The sequence below is a fragment of the Tateyamaria sp. syn59 genome, assembly GCF_007995245.1.
GTDB lineage: Bacteria > Pseudomonadota > Alphaproteobacteria > Rhodobacterales > Rhodobacteraceae > Tateyamaria.
Genome location: NZ_VCBA01000017.1, coordinates 37,972 through 55,768, shown reverse-complemented (window position 1 = coordinate 55,768; position 17,797 = coordinate 37,972). Strand labels below are relative to the sequence as shown.

The window sequence follows — 17,797 nt, the reverse complement described above, 5'->3', positions numbered from 1 at the left end:
GCCATTTTGATCAGCCTGAAGAACAGCCAGCTGTCCGTCGAAATTAACGGGTTGAATTGTCATAAGAATACCCCCCGCCAAGTTAGCAGTAACCTGGCGCGCAAAAAATTAACTACCATCCACTTTATTTTTGCGCCTTTCAGCGCCCCTTCACCGTATGTTTATCATTTCTTAACTACCCACCAAAGAAGAAATCAGCGTGTTATTGCCCAATTTACTCAAATTTGAAGAAAAGGTTTGTTTCCGATCCAACTGCTTCTACCCCTGATTGCCCCAATTCTCTTCTTTCGGGAAGTAAGGAATACCTTTCCTTAATCTTTTGATGCGCCGGTGTCACAGCACCCGAATCATCTTCGTCACAAAAATTTCTTATTTAGAACAATACTTTACTCTCCCCTGACTCGGGGTTTCAATTCGCTCTGGCGCAATTGCACAGAATAGGATCTGCGCCGCTGCGCCTTAAACGGCGGCCTTCCGACCACATATATGTAAGCAGTCGAAAGGCCATTTAGTGCTGAACAACCGATTGAGGCACTTAGGCCGATACGGTCGAAGTCGTTTCAATTGTCAGTGTCCAAGAGGGACTAAAAACTTTCTTCAATTCCAGTAACCACACCGCTTTCAAAAACGCGGCACCTTCACTCGTCTTCAACACACTCCCGCGGGCATGCCCGCAGACACCTTAATCAGTTTGCCTTACGCAGCCACAGGCGCGCCAGCCTTCTTGCGGCGGCGCATCACTGCCAGGCCACCCAGGCCGGTCAACAGCAGCAGACCACCAGCAGGCAGCGGAACCGCGCCCACAATGTCGAACGTGATGCTGTTCAACCGGAAACTGTCACGCCAGCTGTCGGCGCCAAATCCGATGATCGACCCGACAATTGTGCCCGGGGCGAAATTGAACGTGTACGGGTTCTCGTCGCCTTCACCCAGATCCTCTTCATAGATCAGGGCCTGTGCCGGCAGGCTGGTGTCCTCATAGACGCCGAACGCGAATGTATCCGTGCTGTCCCAGTACGAGAACGTCACCGATGTGATCTCAACGATCAGATTGCCGAAATCCATCAGCGCGAATTCATCGGGCCCGCTGCCATCGATCTTGGTGTTGTCGATGCACAGGTTGGCCAGACGGCAGTCATAGACGCCAAGGCCACCGCTGTTGTTCGGGCCTTCCCAGCTGGCCGTCCAAAAGTTCCGCGAGTTTACAATCGTGCCGTCGCTCGACACGTGCACACCGTCCACGCCGACCGAAACCTGTCCGTCCGTACTGGTGTAGTAGTTCGACCCGCGCGTGTAGTTCTCATAAGAATCAAAATTGATCGTCGTGGCACTTGCCACGCTGGCCGCTGCAGTCAGGGCCGCCGCCAAATACGCTGAGTGAAAGGTCGTCTTAAAAGTCATGTTCTTATCCGTACCGTCGTAAACATTACACCATCAAAAGCACTGAAATTGCGTCACGTAGGATCGGCAAAAATTTGCTTAACATCTCGTTAACTCAGTTTGTTCATGTAAATCAACCTTGTAAACCGACCGCAGGTTGAAATCATTGAATTATAGACCTTTTGAATGACGCTAACATCGGGTTGAAATTCGGAAATACTACCCACAATAGAAACGCTTCTCGCATGGGTCGAAGAATCAAACGGAACAGCGTCCCAAACCGAATCGAATCGCACCAAGATGGGCGTACATCCGCTTAGGAATGGTCAGATTCTCGCCAATGGGCGGCAAAAGCGACTGTTCAGATCGGCAAACATCCGCGTCAAAATGACGTTCCCACAAGGGCTTAGCCCCCCTACCCCGTGATCCGCCGTTGCACCCCTTACGGCTGCGCATGGTCTCCCATCGGGACGGGCATTTCGCCACCGGTCACGCTACCGGCATCAGTTCCAGCCAAATCGCTTTTCCAACCCGATAAAGATCGTGTTGGAGCTGCGATCCTGCGCATCGTCCTCGCTCACGCGCACCGCGGAAAACTGCCCGACCAGATCCCAGTCCTGGGCCAGGTCATGGCGATAGGTCACGTCCAGCCCCAGCCGTCGGTTGTCGACGGCGCCCTCGCCGTCTTCGTCCCCATCCCGGACCGTAAACAAGACGTCCAGATTGCCGCGGGTCGTCAGCTGCTGGTTAAAGTTCAGGCTCAGCACCGAGTTGATGGTCTGCACATTGTCACGGGTCGTTGCAGGCGTCTGGGACAGGTCCGCGATGAATCTAGCGCGCGGCATCTCGTATTCCCAGTTCAGGCCAAAGAGCGGTCGGGTGCCAAGACCAGACGCGCGCGATGCACCGATGGAATAGCCGAAATCGCCACGCGGCATTTCAAGACTGCGCTGGAACCGAACGGTCGTCCGCCGCCGGTCCACCTCGATGGGGCTGTCCCAGACAATACCTGCGGTCCCGTTTGGCAGGGCCCAGGTCAGATCGCCGTCAACAAACACACCCTCCGAACGCGCAGTATCCGCGCCCGACTCCTCGGCTTCCTGCCAGCCAAGGGCCAACCGGCCGCTCAGGGTTTGCGTAATCTCCGACCGCAACTCACCCCCCAGCCGCACGGACCGCGTGTCCAGCTCCCCTGCCCCGTCCTCGTCGAATTCGGTGAAGGAGCCGATCAGCCCCAGCGTCGTCGTCCGATCCAGCGCACCGGTCAGGGCAAACCGGAAATCCACCGAATCCGCGTCCAGCAACGTAGGGTCATCGGTGCCACTATATGTAATGCGATCGTGCGACAGGCTGTAGCTGCCACCAAACGGGGCATCCACACCCCACGCGCCGTCGACGTCAATTCCAGTCAGGCGCCGCGTTCCGCCATCAAACGTGCTGAAGTCCACGCTGTCTGCGCTGACCCCATCTGAAAAGCTCGTGCTGTCCAACTCGACACTTTCGAGTGTCAGCCCCGCACCAAGGCGCGACCGACCAACATCCCGGTCCCACCGCAACCGCAGTTCCGGGTTCTCGATCACGTCATCAGTGTCTTCGCCCAGAACGACATCACCAGCCGCGCCAAAGGTCAGCCTGTCGATGTCGGTCCGCCGTTCGAGGGCAAAGTCCAGCCGCGTCCGGCTGACGACACGACTGTCGCCATCCACAACAAGGTCGGGGTTGTCAGACCATTCAAGGCCGGTGCGCACATCCAGCGTGATCCGCTGCGCACCTTCGGGCGCTTCTTGCGCCTGTCCGGTCAGCGACAGGGCCGACGCACCAATAGCACCCGCCCCAAGCAGTCGAACCCAATAGAATGGCGTGCCTGTCCCCGCCGGTTTGCGCCGCTTACTCGAACAAGCGCCTTTCTGGTACAAGAATAACATCCCCGTCCTTCAGCACTATATCATTGCTCAAAGCCGCCCCGTTCGACAGGGCCTTAAAGTTTATTTTCCGGACCGTTTGAACGCCCGTTTTCGTATCTGTACGCCGCAGCTGAACGCGCTTGACCGCGGCAAACCGCGTCATCCCACCGCCCATCGACAAGGCTTGCAGAATGGTTGTGCCCGGCGGCATTTCGGCCAGGCCCGGCGTGTTGAACTCGCCCAGCAGGTAAATGTTGATAGTCTCCGGATCCAGCTCTTCGCGCTCTTCCGGCACCACGAACACAAACACGTTCGGTTCGTTGGCAAAGTTGTCGGCAATGCCAACGCGAATGTTGCGCTCGATCTGCGGGATGGTCAGACCTGCGGCCCGGAGTGTCCCCGCAAACGGAAAGCTGAACCGTCCGTCGGGCAGCACCCGTACCGATCTGTTCAGGCTCGGATCTTCGAGGACTTGAATTTCCAGCGTGTCGCCGGTGCGCACGCGGTAGTTGCTCTGCGCCTCGGCAAACGACCACGTCGTCACCAGAACGGCGAGGGCAGTAAATAGACTTACAACGATACGCATCACAGGATTTGCCCCTGTTGGAAGTTGTGCTCGATGGCCCTGTCCTAGGGTCATCATCGCGCACCGCAAAGAAATTTTGCCGCGCTTACACAGGTTTTGGTGCGTTATGTTCTCTTTTTGACACGCTGTTCAAGATGCAATGTCGTAAACACGCAAGGGCTTTGGTGAGAGTGTCCCCTGCCCTTTTCGGCAACCTTTGCACTTCTACCGACATCGCGCGCAGCGCTACGATTTGAACGCGCCAAACACCACGAACGGCTTATGCAACCCGTGATTTTGCCTGCCAATTATTTAACATAATATTACAAGACACACCAGACTTCATCAGGTACCAAACGCGCCAAAACACGGGCGCACAAACCTTGCTTATGGTCTTTCAGTGGCGGCCTGCAGACTGTGATAGCGGGTTACCGGTTACCCGTGGGTAACCCTACCTGATCCGCGGGGTACCGTTCAGCACACCCTCGAATGCCTTCACGGCCTCCTCCAATGTTTGCCGAGACGTATTGGCAAAGTCGCTACCGCTGACGATCCGCAACTCACCATCCCGCGCCGTGACCTTCGTCTTGCCGATAAAGAACTCCAGCTTTTGCCGTGGCTCGGGCTTGGCGGTCGCCCCCTCCTCCGGCTTTTTATCACTGGCCAGAAACTCGGTCAGAATACGCGTCTGATCCTCAGGACTGCTGCACGCGCTCAACTCCGACCGCAACGGCACGATCTGCTGTTCCGACTTGATGGCCCGCGCAACACCGACACCCAGGTTCCGGGGCACCGCCTTGGGCCACTTCAGATCATCACCCAGCGCCGTGAGCAGAAAGACAAAGCTGCGGATGTAGGACCGCTTGGTCTTGATCAGCGCGCTGTAAAGCCTCGACACCAGCTCCGCCGGATCTGTCTCGGGCACGTTGGAATCTTGCGCCGCGGTGATCGCAACCTGCGCCATTTCAGCAAAGGTCAGATCCTCCCGCACGACGTTTTCCTCGACCATGTCGACATAGCGCAGCAGCCGATCACCGTCGCCGGTTTCCACCCGCGCAATCACCTGCGCGAACCGCTCGTCTCCGGTCTCAGACAGCAATTGCCGCAGCGCGGTCAGGCGCCGCCACCCCTTCTTGAGCTGGTATTGCCCCGGCGCGGTTTCGTAGACCTCGATGGGTTCCTTCTGACCCCGCGCACGGATCGAGCTTTTCAGCTCGTCCATCTCTTCGGACACCGCGACCTCATCCAGCACCAGCCGGTCGCGCGGCAGGTCGTCGGTCAGGACGTTACCCACGGGTAACTCCACCAGCAGCAGGCCACCTTCTTGTGCGTCGCGAAACTTGCGCGCGTCTTCCGCATTGCGGCGCCGCTGCTCAACCTTGGCTTCGGTCGTGTCGGCCAGCGTCTCGGCCGTATCGCGGACCGCTGCGCCCATGGGGCCCGGCGTACGCGTGCGCTTGGGGGTTGCTGTTTCTGTATCGACCGGTGCGAAACCGAATTTGTTCGAGCCACTCATTCCGCTGCCTCCCGCGTGCTGCACGTGCCAGGCCAGGCCGTCAGGACCGTGCCGCGAAACTCCTCGTAGGCGCGGTCAAAACTTTGCCGTGCACGCTTCCATGTCTCGCGTGTCATTTGACGATAGTCCTGTTCGTAGACCGACATCTGGAATCGTCCCGACTGCTCAACTGCACGCGTCATTTCGATGGCGTGCTGGCACACGCTTGACCCGAACACGTTGCGAAACGCGTCCATCATCGCGATATGCAAAGGGTTGGTCGCCTCGAACCGGGTCATGAGCATGCGGATGTCAGCAAACTCTTTCGGCAAGGTTATCCCAGCGTCCGTTGCGTGCGCGGCAAAGCCTTCGGAAATGTCGGCCATCGCGTCGCCAAGCTGGCCCAGATAACTGGTTGTGCTGTCGTATTCCCAATAGCCGGGACCGGACGGGATGTAGAGAATGTCGGCGGCAAAAGCCGCATTTAGAGACTGGTATCCGATGGCCGGAGGGCAGTCGAAGAGGATGATATCGTACTGGTCGTCCGGCAGCTCATCGAGGTAGCGAGCGACGCAGCCAAAGAAGCTCCACGCCTTGTGCAGCGCGCGGTATTGGGCGGAGGCGAATTCAACGAAGGCGGCGTTGGCGCAGGACGGGATGATGTCGATGGTCGACCAGCATGTCGACTGGATGAAGTCCTGCACCCGCTGCGCGCCGATGGACTGCACATCCTGCGGCAGCTCTTCGGAAGAGGGGAAGGGGCAGTCGTCGGGGTCGTCGTATCCTGCCATGATGCGGTCCGCTTCCTTGCAGAGATCGCGGCACATCACACCCCAGACGGTATTCCATTCGCGCACATCCGTGAGTCCCATGGAATGGGTCAGCGTTGCCTGTGGGTCAAAATCGACCAGCAACACGCGGTAGCCATCGAGGGCTGCGGCATGGGCAAGGTGCTGTGCGACGACTGTCTTGCCGACGCCTCCCTTGAAGTTCGAGACCGCGACGCGCATAGCCCGTCCGGCGGGGCGAGTGGGCAAGAGCGAGCGGCCACGAAAGCGCAGGCGGCGCCGAAGTTCGTTGATGTCCTCAAGCGAGAACCAGCGCTGGCGTCCGTCATCCTGGGTTTCGCCCTGAGGCAGGGAAGGATCGTCCGACAGCTTCTTGCGCAGAGTATCGGCCGGGACGTCGAACATGAACTGGCTGATCTCCCAGATCGAAAAGGTGCGCAGCGTTTTCACCTCGCCCGGAGAGAAGGTCGCCTTGCGCACGGCTGCTTGCTGGGCAAGGCTGCGCTCGTTCATGCGCAACAGATCGGAGTGGTTTGGCACGGTGGACCTCGTGTTTTTCTGCTCGGGTTTCGGAATAACGCGATTTTTGCAATACCGCAAAACAAAAAACGGCCGAAATAGAGCCTGAGCGGGCTTTTGATCACCGGGTGATGCCCATATTCGCGGTCATGCACCATATTTTGGTGTCACGCGGGCCCGAATTCCTACATTAAGGTGACACGGGACGGCTCTTTGGGTGTCACTTGATGTCACCTAATACCAATAGAACCTCATTTATGATAGTTTTTGGAGGCCGTTATGCGAAATCCCGCTTTTCCATCCGCCTTGACAGAAAACGGGAATTCAGCACTAATCATTGCACAGTTCGAATCGTCCCAAAGAGGGCGGACACAGAGGCAGTGAGCAGCATGACAAGCGCCCCCATGCAGAATGCAACACGCTTGACCGGTCCCGGTGCGGCGTCTTTCAAGTACGACCTCTTGGCCGGATTGTCCGTGGTTGGTCTGGCCAGTCCGGGCGTCATGATGACGTCAATGACAAGGCTGATAAGCCTGCTCACTGCACGCTACAACTGGAAGCGGGATGAGCTGTGTGTAGGGCAGCGCGAGATGGCGCGGATGTGGTCGGTCAACGAGCGCACTGTGAAGCGCGAGATCAAACGGCTGACGGGGCTGGAGATCCTGGTCTGCACGCGACCAGGTGTGCGGGGCAGGGTGGCCGTGTACCGATTGAACATTGCGCGTATCCTTGAGTTGTCAGAACCGGGTTGGGCGTTGATCGGACCGGATTTTGAACAGCGGATGCGGGAGCGGGTTGGCAACGCGGCGGTGAAGGTCATCTCGCTTCAGGACTATGTGAATGCGAGGGTGACCCCGGCAGAGGCGGAGAGCAACGCGCCGTGGGACCGGGTACGAGAGGATTTGGCGCGGGCGGACACGGCTGTTTTCGCAGCGTGGTTTGACCGGCTGGAGTTCGAGGGTTTCGTGGATGGCACGTTGACCCTGAAAGCGCCGAGCCGGTTCGTGGAGCGTTATATAGAGACACATTTGGCGCGGCAGTTGCGGTCTGCTGTGGAGGCGGAGTTTGGGACGATGCGCGCGTTGATCTTTGTCTGACGGGGCAGGGCGCGGCTATTTGTACTCTATCAGTCCGCGCGGGCGCCCGGCGAGACGGCGCAAATAGAATTCGAGCGCGCCGATGGCCTCTGCAAACTGGCCTGTCACGATCAGGCTCGCCCGTTCCCAATCGGTGCGCGCGCCGCCGCTGCGCCGCGCCATGCGCGCCGCCCGCAGCGGGTACACGGAGAAAAGGGCCAGCGCCCATGGGCTGAGTAGGAGCGCGAGGGCCAGAATTGCCGCAGGCACGGCGAGGCCCCAGGTCAGGATGCGGCGCACATCGGCCACGCAGTGGCGTTCCGGTGGGGCGCCGTGCATAAAAGCCCCTTGAGCCCAGGCGTGACCGGCGCGGCGGGCGCGGGACCAGAACTGGCCAAAGCGGGTCATCGCCGCGTCGTGCCATGTCATCTCGGCATCGAGGCGCCAGACTTTCCAGCCAGCGGCGCGCATACGCACGCACATCTCCGGCTCTTCCCCGGCGATCAGGGTGGGGTTGTAGCCGTCAATCGCCGCGAGTGCGGCCATGCGCATCAGGGCGTCACCGCCGCACGCGCGTGCTTCGCCAATGGGGACGTCCCATTCCCAGTCGCAGAGCCGGTTGTAGATCGTGGCGTCGGGGAACCGTTCGCGGCGGCGGCCGAAAACGATGCCGACATCCGTGTGGGCGGCTAGGAAGGCGCGGGCGGTGTCGAACCAGCCGGGTTGCAGTTCGCAGTCGCCGTCCATGAACTGGACAAATTCGGGTGCCGCGCCGTTGCTGCGCATGTGATCCAGCCCGGCATTGCGAGCGCGGGCGGCGGTGAAGGGTTGGGACATATCGAGGGCGACAACCTCGGCGCCTGCCTGTTCGGCTGCTGCCTGCGAGCCGTCGGTAGAGCCGCTGTCGACATAGATGATCCGTGCGGCGCTTTGGACAGAGGCGAGGCCGCGGACAAGGCGGTCGCCTTCGTTGCGACCGATGATGATGACACCGAGGGACATGTTACCGTCTGTAGAGCTTTGCGGTGGGTGCCTTGCTGCCGCGCGTGATGCGTTGCGACTGCCGGGTGTAGCGCGGAGAGGGGTCGTCCGTTGCGCTGGACGCGTCTGCGCGGGCATGGGCGATGGGTGCGGCGGGGCGTGCGTAGCCGGGGCGCAGGCGCAGGGCAGGGGGGTCGGGCACTTCTTCGGTCGCGGTGGCCGTGACGCGGCCGAGTTCGAGCCGACCCCAGAGTGCGCCGGCTAGCAGCCATTTGTCCGGTGTCATACCGGAGTTGGGGATCAGGTCGATGGCCGCCGCCGTCAGTGCGGTGGCGATCACGGCTGTTTCCATGCCGATCCCGTCCCGGCGCCAGCGCCAGAGCAGGAGGATGACCGGGATGAACATGAGCCCAAACCGCCCGATGAAGCCGAACCAGCCGGAGCGGCTGAGCACGAGGGTCCATTCGCCGTCGGGCACCGCGAATTCGCCGTTGCCGAGGTACAGATCGCGCCCCCAGCTGCCCCAGCCGAACAGCGGGCGCTCCTGCGCGCGGGCGAGCAGCTGTTCTTCGAAGTTGAGGCGGTAGAGGAGGGAGGCGGCACGCTCTGGATTTACCTGTGCGGCGAGTTGGAGCACCGTTTCCATCGGGATCAGGGACGTGCCGCGCACAATCGGGTAGAGCAGTGCGATGCCGACGATGACGGAGGTGATCAGCAGGAGCACCCAGCGCGGTGCGAAGAGGAGGATGGGGCACAGAAACAGTGCAATGACCAGCGCACCTAGGGATTTGGTGATGAGCAGGCCAATGAAGAGGACGCCCGTGGCCATGAGGAAGCGGGTGCGCAGGCGTCCGGTGTGGACCCGTGCGAGACCTGCCGAGATGATCATGGCCGTGGACATGAACAGGGCGACCATCAGGCCGTGGCTGAGAAAGACGATGGGCCTGAACCCGTCGCCGCGCACGTGCTGGGACCACAGATGTGCAAAAAAGCCGTATGTCCACTGGTTAAGCTGCGGGGACATCCGCGCCTCGAAGATCGCGAGGGGGACGTAGATGAGGCCGCCGATGCAAAAGGCCGTCAGCAGCAGTTTCTGTCCCTCGGGGTGGGCAAAGAACTTGCGTGCGAGCAGCATTGGGATCAGCGATACGATGACGACCAGGATGCTGGCGCCCGCGTCCTGCATGCGCAGGCCGGTGATGAAGATATCCTCGCCCACGATGCCGCGGGGCCAGTTGTAGATGTCGAGTTCGATGATCGGGTCGCGGTTGGTGACCACTGTCATCACGGCGCCGACCATCGTCAGCCCGATCAACAGGAGCGGCAGGCGCATGCGGGGGATCCAGCCATCAAGCCATTGTGACGCAGTGGGATCCGGGGCCGTGTTACCGCCACGGCCCGTGTTCGATGCGCGCGAGATGGCGACAATGGCAACGACGAGGGCTGTGTAGGCGGGGATCGACACCTTGTTGAGTTCGTAAAGCGCGGGCAGGTCGATGGCGTGGAGTTCCGGCAGGAACAGGTAGCCGCCAAGGATCGTCACCAGAATGGTGATTTGCAGGCCGCGTCCACGGCAGATCAGGCTGACCAGAACGGGCCAGCTGAGCAGCGCAAAAACGGGAGGTATCATGTCCCCGCTCCGCGGTCTACGTCATGCTGCATCGACACCATACTCATTAAAATTCTGTTTTTTCTGTGATTCAGACGGTTTTCAAAAGGGCTTATTGCACGATTTCTGCAATCTGCGGGCGTTCAATTGCCGCGCGGCTTCAGTTTACGGTCATTGTGGCCCGTCTGCCAAGGGCAGGGCGGCCTGTCATTCTGGTGGATGAGCCGGGGGCACGCAATGTGCGCTGGCCTTTGACGTTATGGCTGAGCGGTTACATGGGTCTGGCTGTGCGGTGATTCACATCGCTTTCGATGACAGATCAGATCTGCGGCACGCGGGAATGTCATGCCAGATTGAAATGGGGCAGCCAAAGGCGCAATTCGCGCAACAATCCGGGGGCTGCGCACGGTTTTGTGGCCGCGATAAACCTTGTCGCAAAATGATGTTAGGTGATACAGTCGTACAGCCTGTAAGAGCCAACTACAAAATACTGTTTAGTTCAGAGCATTCGGATAGTTCCTTGAAAACGGACCTTTATCTACAGCATTTCCAGTTCCGGGAACGCCCCTTCGCGCTTCTGCCGGATCCGGATTTCATTTACTGGTCCAAAGGGCACACCCGTGCCTTTTCCGTTCTGGAATACGGGTTGATCACCCAGGCGCCGATCACCGTGCTGACCGGTGAGGTGGGCGCGGGGAAGACCACGCTGCTTCAGGCGTTGATCGCGCAGATTGATGGTGACGTCGTTGTCGGGCTGATTTCCAATGCGCAGGGCGGTCGGGGTGAGCTTTTGCGCTGGGTGTTGAATGCGTTTGACCAGCAGGCCGAGCCGACGGCGGATTACGTGGCCCTGCACCAGCAATTTGTGGATTTCGTGATCGGGCAATATGCGGCGGGTCATTCCGTGCTGCTGATCATCGACGAGGCGCAGAACCTGTCATCGGAAACGCTGGAAGAGCTGCGGATGCTCACCAATGTCAATTCGGGCAAGGATGAGCTGTTGCAGCTGGTCCTGCTGGGTCAGCCGGAGCTGCGCGAGATGATTTCGCAGCCCGAGTTGCGCCAGTTCGCGCAACGGGTGTCGGTCAGCTATCATCTGGAACCGATGGATCGGTGTACCACCGGGTCCTATGTGCAGTCCCGTTTGCAGCACGTTGGCGGCAGTGGCGAAGAGTTCACCGAAGAAGCGGTGACATTAATCCACCAGATCAGTGGCGGTATCCCCCGCGAGATCAACAAGATGTGCGACCTGGCGTTGGTCTATGCCGTCAGCGCCGACAAGTCGGTGGTAGATGGCGCGCTGATCGAGGAGTTGCTGGCTGATGGTGTGATTTTGACCGCGCCGGTTCGGCCCCTGTTTCTGTCCAACCGATACGCTGTTCCCATGCCAAGCCAGCGCACCGAGGAGGCAGCCGAATGACCCTGCCGTTGCGTTTCTACTGGATGCTGCTGTTACGGCGTATGCCGCTGATGATGCTGATTGTCCTGCTGTGTTCGGGGCTGGCGGTGTTTGCCGCCTTCACCTTGCCGCCGGTCTATTCGTCGATGGCGCGGCTGCAGGTCGAGGCGCCCAAGATCACGATCGAACTGGGCCGCAATACCGTAGAAACCGAAGCGGGCGAGCAGTTGCAGGTCATCGAAGAGCAGTTGATGACGCGGGCGAACCTGCTGGACATTGCGCAGAAATACGAGGTGTTCGAGGACATCGAGGCGATGACGCCGGACCGGATTGTCGAGGCGATGCGCGAGAGCACCAGCATTCGACGGTCGAGCGGGAACAACCAGGCCACGCTGATGTCGATTTCGTTCAGCGCGTCGGATGGGTCCACCGCCGCGGAGGTCGTCAACGACTATGTGACGCTCGTTTTAGAGGCCAACAGCTTTTTCCGCCGGGAACGGGTTGAAAACACCGTGTCCTTCTTTGCTCAGGAGACCGACCGGCTGGCCGATGAGATCGACGCGCAATCCAATCGGATCATCGCGTTCAAGAACGCGAATGTGGAGGCCTTGCCCGAGGACTTGCTGTACCGGCAGGATCGCCAATCCACCCTGCAGGAGCGGTTGAGCCGCCTTGAGCAGGACCGCGCGTCGATTGTGAGCAACCGCAGCGAGATGATCGCGGTGTTCGAGGCGACCGGGCGGCTGGGGTCGACCGTGCGTCGCGAGCTGTCGCCCGAAGAACGGCGCTTGCAAGACCTGGAACTGGAGCTGGCCGAAGCGCGCACGATTTATTCAGAGACGAACCCCCGTCTGATCCAGATCATCGGTCAGATTGAACAGTTGGAGCGCAGCATTGCCGGGGCCGGGCCGCGGGACGAGGCGGATGCGGAAAACGCGGAGCCGTCATTCCTCGATCTGCAACTGACGGAGATGGACCAGCGCATTCAGGAAATCGACCTCGAGATCGTGCGCATCAACGCCGAGCTGGAAAAGCTGGCGCGTGCGCTGGCGGCGACGGCGACCAACTCGATCACGCTGGAACGGTTGGAGCGCGATCTGGAGAGCATTCGCACGCGCTATAACACGTCAGTCAACAATCTGAACCAGGCGCGGATGGCCGAGCGGGTGGAGGTGAATGCCCAGGGCCAGCGTATCAGCCTGATCGAAGGGGCCGTTGTGCCGCAGGTGCCGTCGGGGCCGCCGCGCATGAAGATTGCGGCCGCCGGGGTCGGGGGCGGCATGATGCTGGCCATTGGTCTTTTTGTTCTGTTCGAGCTGCTCAATCAGAAAATCCGACATCCGAACGAGCTGCAGTCGCGGTTCAACATCGTGCCCATTGGTGTGGTCCCTCATCTGGACACGCGGAGCGAGCGGATCCGGCGCCGTCTGCTGAAGGTGGTGGCGATGCTGGCGGTCATCGCGCTGGTGCCCGCAGGATTGTATTACGTGCACACTGAAGTGATGCCCCTCGAGATTGTTGCGAACAAGATTTTGACCCGTTTGGGATTGGTTTAGGACGGCGCAGCGTGACGGCTGCAATGGAGCGTAATTCGTATGGAAAAACTGCAGGCCGCTTTGGCAAGGGCGCGGTCCCAACGGTCGGATACGGGCAGGGTTCGCCCGAAGTCCCCGACGCAGCCCGTGTCGCCCGGTGCGTGGGACGACCTGGAGATGGTGCATCTGTCCGATGCGACCCTGCGCAAGCACCGGATCGTGTCGCAGGCGCCGGACACGAGTGCGCAGTCTTTTGACGTGCTGCGGACAAAGACACTGCTGCAGATGCAGCAAAATGGGTGGACGCGGCTGGCGATCACATCGCCTGAATCCTCAAGCGGCAAGACGACGATTGCGTGCAATCTGGCCATGGGGTTGGGGCGCACGAACAACCTGCGCACGATGCTGTTTGATTTCGATCTTGGTGATCCGTCGATCCACACATTCCTGGGTCTTGAAAGTCGCCACAGCCTGAAATCCGTACTGACGGGCCGGGTGCCGCTGTCGGACCATGCCAAGCGGATCAGGGAACATGTTGGTGTCGTCATCTCGCCTCAGGTCGAGGCCGATCCGAACAAGCTGATCCTGTCGGATGAGATCGGCGCGTTTCTGGACGGCGTTCAGGAGATGTACAAACCCGACGTGATGATTTTCGACCTGCCTGCCATCTTGGGCGGTGATCACGCGCGTGCATTTCTGAAGAACACCGATTGCGCGCTGATCGTCGCACTTGCCGAGAAGACGCGGTTCAGCCAGCTGGACATATGTGAACGGGAAGTCGCGGAGAGCACGAACGTCCTGGGGGTTGTCGTGAACGGCTGCCATCCGAGTGCGGTCAAGGCGGAATAGGGCGTTATGGACATGTTTTGCGGCCTGACGAGAGCCCCTTCGGCATGATTGGTGTCATCCGGCGGCGATTGTCTGACGACGGGATGGGCGCGCGCGTCATGCGTGGGTCTGTCCTGACTTTCCTTGGCTTTGGGGGCGGGCAGTTCCTGCGCCTTCTGTCGAACCTGATCCTGACGCGGCTATTGTTCCCCGAAGCCTTTGGCCTGATGGCTATCCTGTCGCTGTTTCTGGCCGGTATGCAGATGTTTTCGGACATCGGGCTAAGCGCCAGCATCGTGCAGTCCAAGCGGGGAAATGACCCGGTTTTCCTGAACACGGCCTGGACATTGCAGGTGATGCGCGGCGTGTTGCTGGGGCTGATCTGCTGCGTGATTGCGGGCCCGGTGGCGCAATTCTATGAAGAGCCGATCCTGTACGAGCTGATGTTCGGCCTCGCCTTTACCGTTTTCATCATGGAGATGCGGTCGACCAAGATCGGCACCGCGTCGCGCAACATCCACTTGGGGCGGGTCACGTTCCTCGATCTGGGGTGTCAGGTCGTGGCGATTGCGGTGATGGTCGTCGTGGCGTGGATCTGGGAAACGGTCTGGGCTTTGGTGATCGGTATGATGCTGCAACAGGCGTTGCACGCCGTTCTGTCGCATCTTGTGCTGCCGGGCCACCCGAACCGTTTGCAGCTGGAAAAGGCGGCCTTTCTCGAGCTGTTTCATTTCGGCAAGTACCTGTTTGTCAGTTCGGGGCTGACTTTCATCATCGAGAACGGCGACCGCATGTTGCTGTCAAAGTTCTTTACGCTCGCCAATCTGGGCTTTTACAACATCGCGTATTTCTTTGGGTCCGTGCCCTTGATGCTGATGGGAAATCTGGCGGTTCGGGTGGTCTATCCGCTGTATTCGGCACGCCCCCCGGCGGAGTCCGAGGCAAACCGCAAAGCACTCTCCAAAGCGCGGTTCGGGCTGACCGGTTTTCTTTTTGCGATCCAGTTCGGGCTGGCGCTGTTGGGCGTGTGGCTGATCGAGTTGCTGTACACGACGGAGTATTGGGCGGCGGGGCCGATTCTTGTGGTGATGAGTGTGTCGCTGATGCCCAGCCTGATCATTCGGGGCCATGCCTTTGTGCTTTTGTCCGCTGGCAAGTCGGGTGTGTTCACGGCCTATCAGGCGTTGCGCGCGGTTCTGCAGACCGCGCTTCTGGCGCTAGGCGTGATCCACTACGGCCTGATTGGCGCATTGGCGGCGCAACCGCTGGCAGCGATCATAAGTTATCCGGTGCTTTATCGCATGATCCGGCCCTACCGGGCCGAGGATCCGCTGCATGACGGGTTCTTTATGGCGCTGACGATCATCTGCGGCGCGTTTGTGTTCTGGATCAACCAGGATGCGTTGCTGCGGGTGCTGGCGATCCAGTGATCAGTCGCCGCGCACCCCGCTTGGGGCGTAGCCGGTCACGACCTGCCAGACCGTCTCCTGCATGGCCGCGGCAAGCTCCGGTCCCGGATCATCGGCAGGCGTGCCATCGGATTTCAGCAAGGTATGGGGCAGGCCCACCGGGCTGCGCCCGTACAGCACCGCATAATGCGTCAGGGCCATCAGGTAGGCGCCGTAGTCGTTGAAGTGGATCGTGTCGAAAAACAGATCCTCGTGCGTTTTGACCGGCCCGATGCCGCCCGCGTCCTGCAACTGGCGCGCAAAGGCGGCCATGACCTGCCCGCCCGGGATGACATAGATGGGCTGTGCGACATCGTCATGGGCGAGGGTGCGGCGCAGGATCTCGGTCTCCCAATACCGGTCGAGGTCCAGATCCAGGCGGGTTAGCCACCCTTCTGCGTCGTCGAGGTTGTGCCAGGTCTCATAAAGGTACACGCGGGTTTGCGAATTGCCGTCCCACGTCGCGTTCGCCCATTTGCGCAGGTATTCCTGAGGATCGTGGTATTTGATGCTGTCCCGGATCTCGACCGACTCGGTTAGGACAACGGCGTCATAGGACCCTTCTGCCAGTGCCTCGTGCGGGTCGCGGAATTGCACGTGCTGGTTTTCCTGTTCGAACCCTTTGACCGGCATGTCCGGTTCCCAGTGTTCGCGCAGCATCGACCCCCAGCCCAGCTGGCTGTTGAAGCTGTGGTCAGCGCCGCCAAGCTGTTCCAGCATGACCGGCATGTCGCGCCCCACGAGGCTGTGACCGAGGTGATAGACGCTCAGGCCAGAGGCGGCTGGGGTAAGCGGCGTTTCGTAAAGCGCGTTGAAGTCCGCCTCTGCCAGCGGGTCGGGCACGCCGCATCTGCTTGTGAGGCCACAGGCCGACAAAAAGAGAAAAAGCAGTGTGGCGGATTTGCGTTTCAGGCGGTGGAAGATCATGGAAACAATGTGCTTTGGTGACAATAATGGCTTCTTTAGATATGTGATTGCTCAATGAGTTATTGCAAGTCCGGTAAACGGGCTGCGTTTTGATTTACGGTCGCGGAACGTATTATTTTATGACGAAATCTGGGAAATTGTTGATTTATGCGCCTGTGCCGCTGGTGGAGACGGATGCCGGGCTGCACCTCGAAAGCCAGGCCTGCAATGGGCTGCGGTTGTGGGCCGAGCATTTTGACGAAGTTGTCTGCATGAACCCGTTGGCGTCTGGTGCCTTGCCCGATGGCTGGGTCCCGATCAGCGACACCGATCTGGATATGGCGCGTATTCGCCTTGTGCCGCTTCCCATGGCGTATCGTCCGGATCAGTTCCTGCGCCATTATCGCGCCTGTCGTGACGTGATCCGGGACGAGATTGCCAAGGCCGACTACCTCAGTTTTGCCATTGGGGGCCTGACGGGTGATTGGGGGTCCGTGGCCGCGTGGCAGGCGCACCGCGCCGGATTGCCCTTTGCAGTCTGGACGGACCGGGTGGAATCCGAGGTTGTGCGCCGCACTGCGTCCAGCAGCGATCTGTGGCGTCGCCGCGTGCGGGCGCGGTTGGAGCATCGGCTGATGTGGTGGTGGGAAAAGTTCATCATCCGCCGCGCCACGCTGGGTCTGTTTCACGGCAAGGAAACCTTTGACACCTACGCGCCCTATTGCGGGCAGCCGCGGCTTGTCCATGACATCCACCTCAACAAGGCCGATCATATTGCGCAGGATCAGGTGCAGGCGAAAGTTGCGGGTGTTGCAGATGGACCGCTGAACATCGTCTATACCGGTCGCGCCAGCGCCATGAAGGGACCGCAGGATTGGGTGGGCGTGCTGGATCGTCTGAATGCGCAAGGCGTGGACTTTCAGGCGACCTGGCTGGGCGATGGACCGGACCTGGCCGAGATGAAGGCGCTGGTCGCCGCTGCGGGGATTGAGGCGAAGGTGCATTTTGCCGGATTTGTCGATGACCGCGCTACGGTTTTGCGGCACCTGCGGGACGCGCATGTCTTTCTGTTTTGCCACAAGACACCGGAATCGCCGCGCTGCCTGATCGAGGCGCTGGTGTCTGCCACGCCTATTGTGGGCTACGACGGGTCATACCCGCGCGACCTGATCGCGGTGCATCAGGGTGGTCGGTTGGTGCCGCTCGATGATGTGGCGGCGCTGGCGGAGGCCGTGGTGGCGCTGGATCAGGACAGGGCCGCGCTGGCGGATCTCATCAAACGTGCGGCCCGGGATGGTGAGCCGTTTGACGAGGACAGTGTTTTTGAACACCGCAGCGAGATCATAAAGGCCTGCCTGTAGCGC

General features: G+C 60.1%; 15 protein-coding genes. 7 read left to right on the top strand and 8 right to left on the bottom strand.

What is annotated here, in order from left to right; all coding sequences use genetic code 11:
- The coding region (locus FD715_RS22865) for a hypothetical protein (protein ID WP_223275002.1) at nucleotides 1-228 on the top strand (228 nt) is incomplete at its 5' end.
- Between the two features lie 468 nt (nucleotides 229-696).
- On the opposite strand, the gene FD715_RS20250 is transcribed toward FD715_RS22865, so the two are convergent.
- From FD715_RS20250 to FD715_RS20230, 5 genes are all read right to left on the bottom strand, one after another.
- Nucleotides 697-1,401 carry a VPLPA-CTERM sorting domain-containing protein gene (locus tag FD715_RS20250; RefSeq protein WP_147114363.1) on the bottom strand — a complete coding sequence of 235 codons (705 nt, stop codon included), beginning with the start codon at nucleotides 1,399-1,401 and terminating at the stop codon, nucleotides 697-699.
- A 482-nt stretch (nucleotides 1,402-1,883) separates the two neighbouring features.
- The gene (locus tag FD715_RS20245; RefSeq protein ID WP_147114360.1) at nucleotides 1,884-3,305 is read right to left on the bottom strand and encodes a hypothetical protein; all 1,422 of its coding nucleotides are present in this window, start codon (nucleotides 3,303-3,305) and stop codon (nucleotides 1,884-1,886) included.
- Nucleotides 3,268-3,927 carry a polysaccharide biosynthesis/export family protein gene (locus tag FD715_RS20240; protein ID WP_223275001.1) on the bottom strand — a complete coding sequence of 220 codons (660 nt, stop codon included), beginning with the start codon at nucleotides 3,925-3,927 and terminating at the stop codon, nucleotides 3,268-3,270. The genes FD715_RS20245 and FD715_RS20240 overlap by 38 nt, the downstream gene beginning before the upstream one ends.
- A gap of 373 nt (nucleotides 3,928-4,300) precedes the next feature.
- Nucleotides 4,301-5,365 (bottom strand): ParB/RepB/Spo0J family partition protein, encoded by a 1,065-nt coding sequence (locus tag FD715_RS20235; protein WP_147114354.1) that lies wholly within the window; start codon nucleotides 5,363-5,365, stop codon nucleotides 4,301-4,303.
- Nucleotides 5,362-6,672 (bottom strand): AAA family ATPase, encoded by a 1,311-nt coding sequence (locus FD715_RS20230; protein WP_370455432.1) that lies wholly within the window; start codon nucleotides 6,670-6,672, stop codon nucleotides 5,362-5,364. The genes FD715_RS20235 and FD715_RS20230 overlap by 4 nt, the downstream gene beginning before the upstream one ends.
- 383 nt (nucleotides 6,673-7,055) lie before the next feature.
- Between FD715_RS20230 and FD715_RS20225 the strand changes: the two genes are divergently transcribed.
- Complete coding sequence (locus tag FD715_RS20225) at nucleotides 7,056-7,748, top strand: DnaA N-terminal domain-containing protein (RefSeq protein WP_147114368.1); 693 nt, start codon at nucleotides 7,056-7,058, stop codon at nucleotides 7,746-7,748.
- Nucleotides 7,749-7,763: 15 nt separating this feature from the next.
- Here the strand turns inward: FD715_RS20225 and FD715_RS20220 are convergent, their stop codons facing one another.
- A complete protein-coding gene (locus FD715_RS20220) occupies nucleotides 7,764-8,729 on the bottom strand; it encodes a glycosyltransferase family 2 protein (RefSeq protein WP_147114347.1) in 966 nt (321 codons plus the stop codon).
- A gap of 1 nt (nucleotide 8,730) precedes the next feature.
- A complete protein-coding gene (locus FD715_RS20215) occupies nucleotides 8,731-10,338 on the bottom strand; it encodes an O-antigen ligase (protein ID WP_147114342.1) in 1,608 nt (535 codons plus the stop codon).
- A 499-nt stretch (nucleotides 10,339-10,837) separates the two neighbouring features.
- Between FD715_RS20215 and FD715_RS20210 the strand changes: the two genes are divergently transcribed.
- Genes FD715_RS20210 through FD715_RS20195 form a run of 4 tightly spaced genes read left to right on the top strand, consistent with a single transcriptional unit; the run spans nucleotide 10,838 to nucleotide 15,509 of the window.
- Nucleotides 10,838-11,737: an ExeA family protein gene (locus FD715_RS20210; protein ID WP_147114340.1), complete on the top strand. Its 900-nt coding sequence runs from the start codon at nucleotides 10,838-10,840 to the stop codon at nucleotides 11,735-11,737.
- Nucleotides 11,734-13,272 carry a Wzz/FepE/Etk N-terminal domain-containing protein gene (locus FD715_RS20205; protein ID WP_147114337.1) on the top strand — a complete coding sequence of 513 codons (1,539 nt, stop codon included), beginning with the start codon at nucleotides 11,734-11,736 and terminating at the stop codon, nucleotides 13,270-13,272. Before FD715_RS20210 ends, FD715_RS20205 begins: the two co-directional genes overlap by 4 nt.
- A 39-nt stretch (nucleotides 13,273-13,311) precedes the next feature.
- A complete protein-coding gene (locus tag FD715_RS20200; protein WP_147114334.1) occupies nucleotides 13,312-14,100 on the top strand; it encodes a CpsD/CapB family tyrosine-protein kinase in 789 nt (262 codons plus the stop codon).
- A 44-nt stretch (nucleotides 14,101-14,144) separates the two neighbouring features.
- Nucleotides 14,145-15,509 (top strand): oligosaccharide flippase family protein, encoded by a 1,365-nt coding sequence (locus FD715_RS20195; protein WP_147114331.1) that lies wholly within the window; start codon nucleotides 14,145-14,147, stop codon nucleotides 15,507-15,509.
- Here FD715_RS20195 and FD715_RS20190 read toward each other — a convergent pair whose 3' ends face one another.
- Complete coding sequence (locus FD715_RS20190) at nucleotides 15,510-16,454, bottom strand: hypothetical protein (RefSeq protein WP_147114328.1); 945 nt, start codon at nucleotides 16,452-16,454, stop codon at nucleotides 15,510-15,512. It lies immediately after the preceding gene.
- A 119-nt stretch (nucleotides 16,455-16,573) separates the two neighbouring features.
- Here FD715_RS20190 and FD715_RS20185 point away from each other — a divergent pair, with 119 nt between their 5' ends.
- Nucleotides 16,574-17,794 carry a glycosyltransferase gene (locus FD715_RS20185; RefSeq protein ID WP_147114325.1) on the top strand — a complete coding sequence of 407 codons (1,221 nt, stop codon included), beginning with the start codon at nucleotides 16,574-16,576 and terminating at the stop codon, nucleotides 17,792-17,794.
- The last annotated feature ends 3 nt before the right edge of the window (nucleotides 17,795-17,797 follow it).

Excerpts from the sequence above, each read along its gene's own strand:
- FD715_RS20250 (WP_147114363.1), bottom strand. The coding sequence starts at position 1,401 with ATGACTTTTAAGACGACCTTTCACTCAGCGTATTTGGCGGCGGCCCTG.
- FD715_RS20245 (WP_147114360.1), bottom strand. The coding sequence starts at position 3,305 with ATGTTATTCTTGTACCAGAAAGGCGCTTGTTCGAGTAAGCGGCGCAAA.
- FD715_RS20240 (WP_223275001.1), bottom strand. The coding sequence starts at position 3,927 with ATGATGACCCTAGGACAGGGCCATCGAGCACAACTTCCAACAGGGGCA.
- FD715_RS20235 (WP_147114354.1), bottom strand. The coding sequence starts at position 5,365 with ATGAGTGGCTCGAACAAATTCGGTTTCGCACCGGTCGATACAGAAACA.
- FD715_RS20225 (WP_147114368.1), top strand. The coding sequence starts at position 7,056 with ATGCAGAATGCAACACGCTTGACCGGTCCCGGTGCGGCGTCTTTCAAG.
- FD715_RS20220 (WP_147114347.1), bottom strand. The coding sequence starts at position 8,729 with ATGTCCCTCGGTGTCATCATCATCGGTCGCAACGAAGGCGACCGCCTT.
- FD715_RS20215 (WP_147114342.1), bottom strand. The coding sequence starts at position 10,338 with ATGATACCTCCCGTTTTTGCGCTGCTCAGCTGGCCCGTTCTGGTCAGC.
- FD715_RS20205 (WP_147114337.1), top strand. The coding sequence starts at position 11,734 with ATGACCCTGCCGTTGCGTTTCTACTGGATGCTGCTGTTACGGCGTATG.
- FD715_RS20200 (WP_147114334.1), top strand. The coding sequence starts at position 13,312 with ATGGAAAAACTGCAGGCCGCTTTGGCAAGGGCGCGGTCCCAACGGTCG.
- FD715_RS20195 (WP_147114331.1), top strand. The coding sequence starts at position 14,145 with ATGATTGGTGTCATCCGGCGGCGATTGTCTGACGACGGGATGGGCGCG.
- FD715_RS20190 (WP_147114328.1), bottom strand. The coding sequence starts at position 16,454 with ATGATCTTCCACCGCCTGAAACGCAAATCCGCCACACTGCTTTTTCTC.
- FD715_RS20185 (WP_147114325.1), top strand. The coding sequence starts at position 16,574 with ATGACGAAATCTGGGAAATTGTTGATTTATGCGCCTGTGCCGCTGGTG.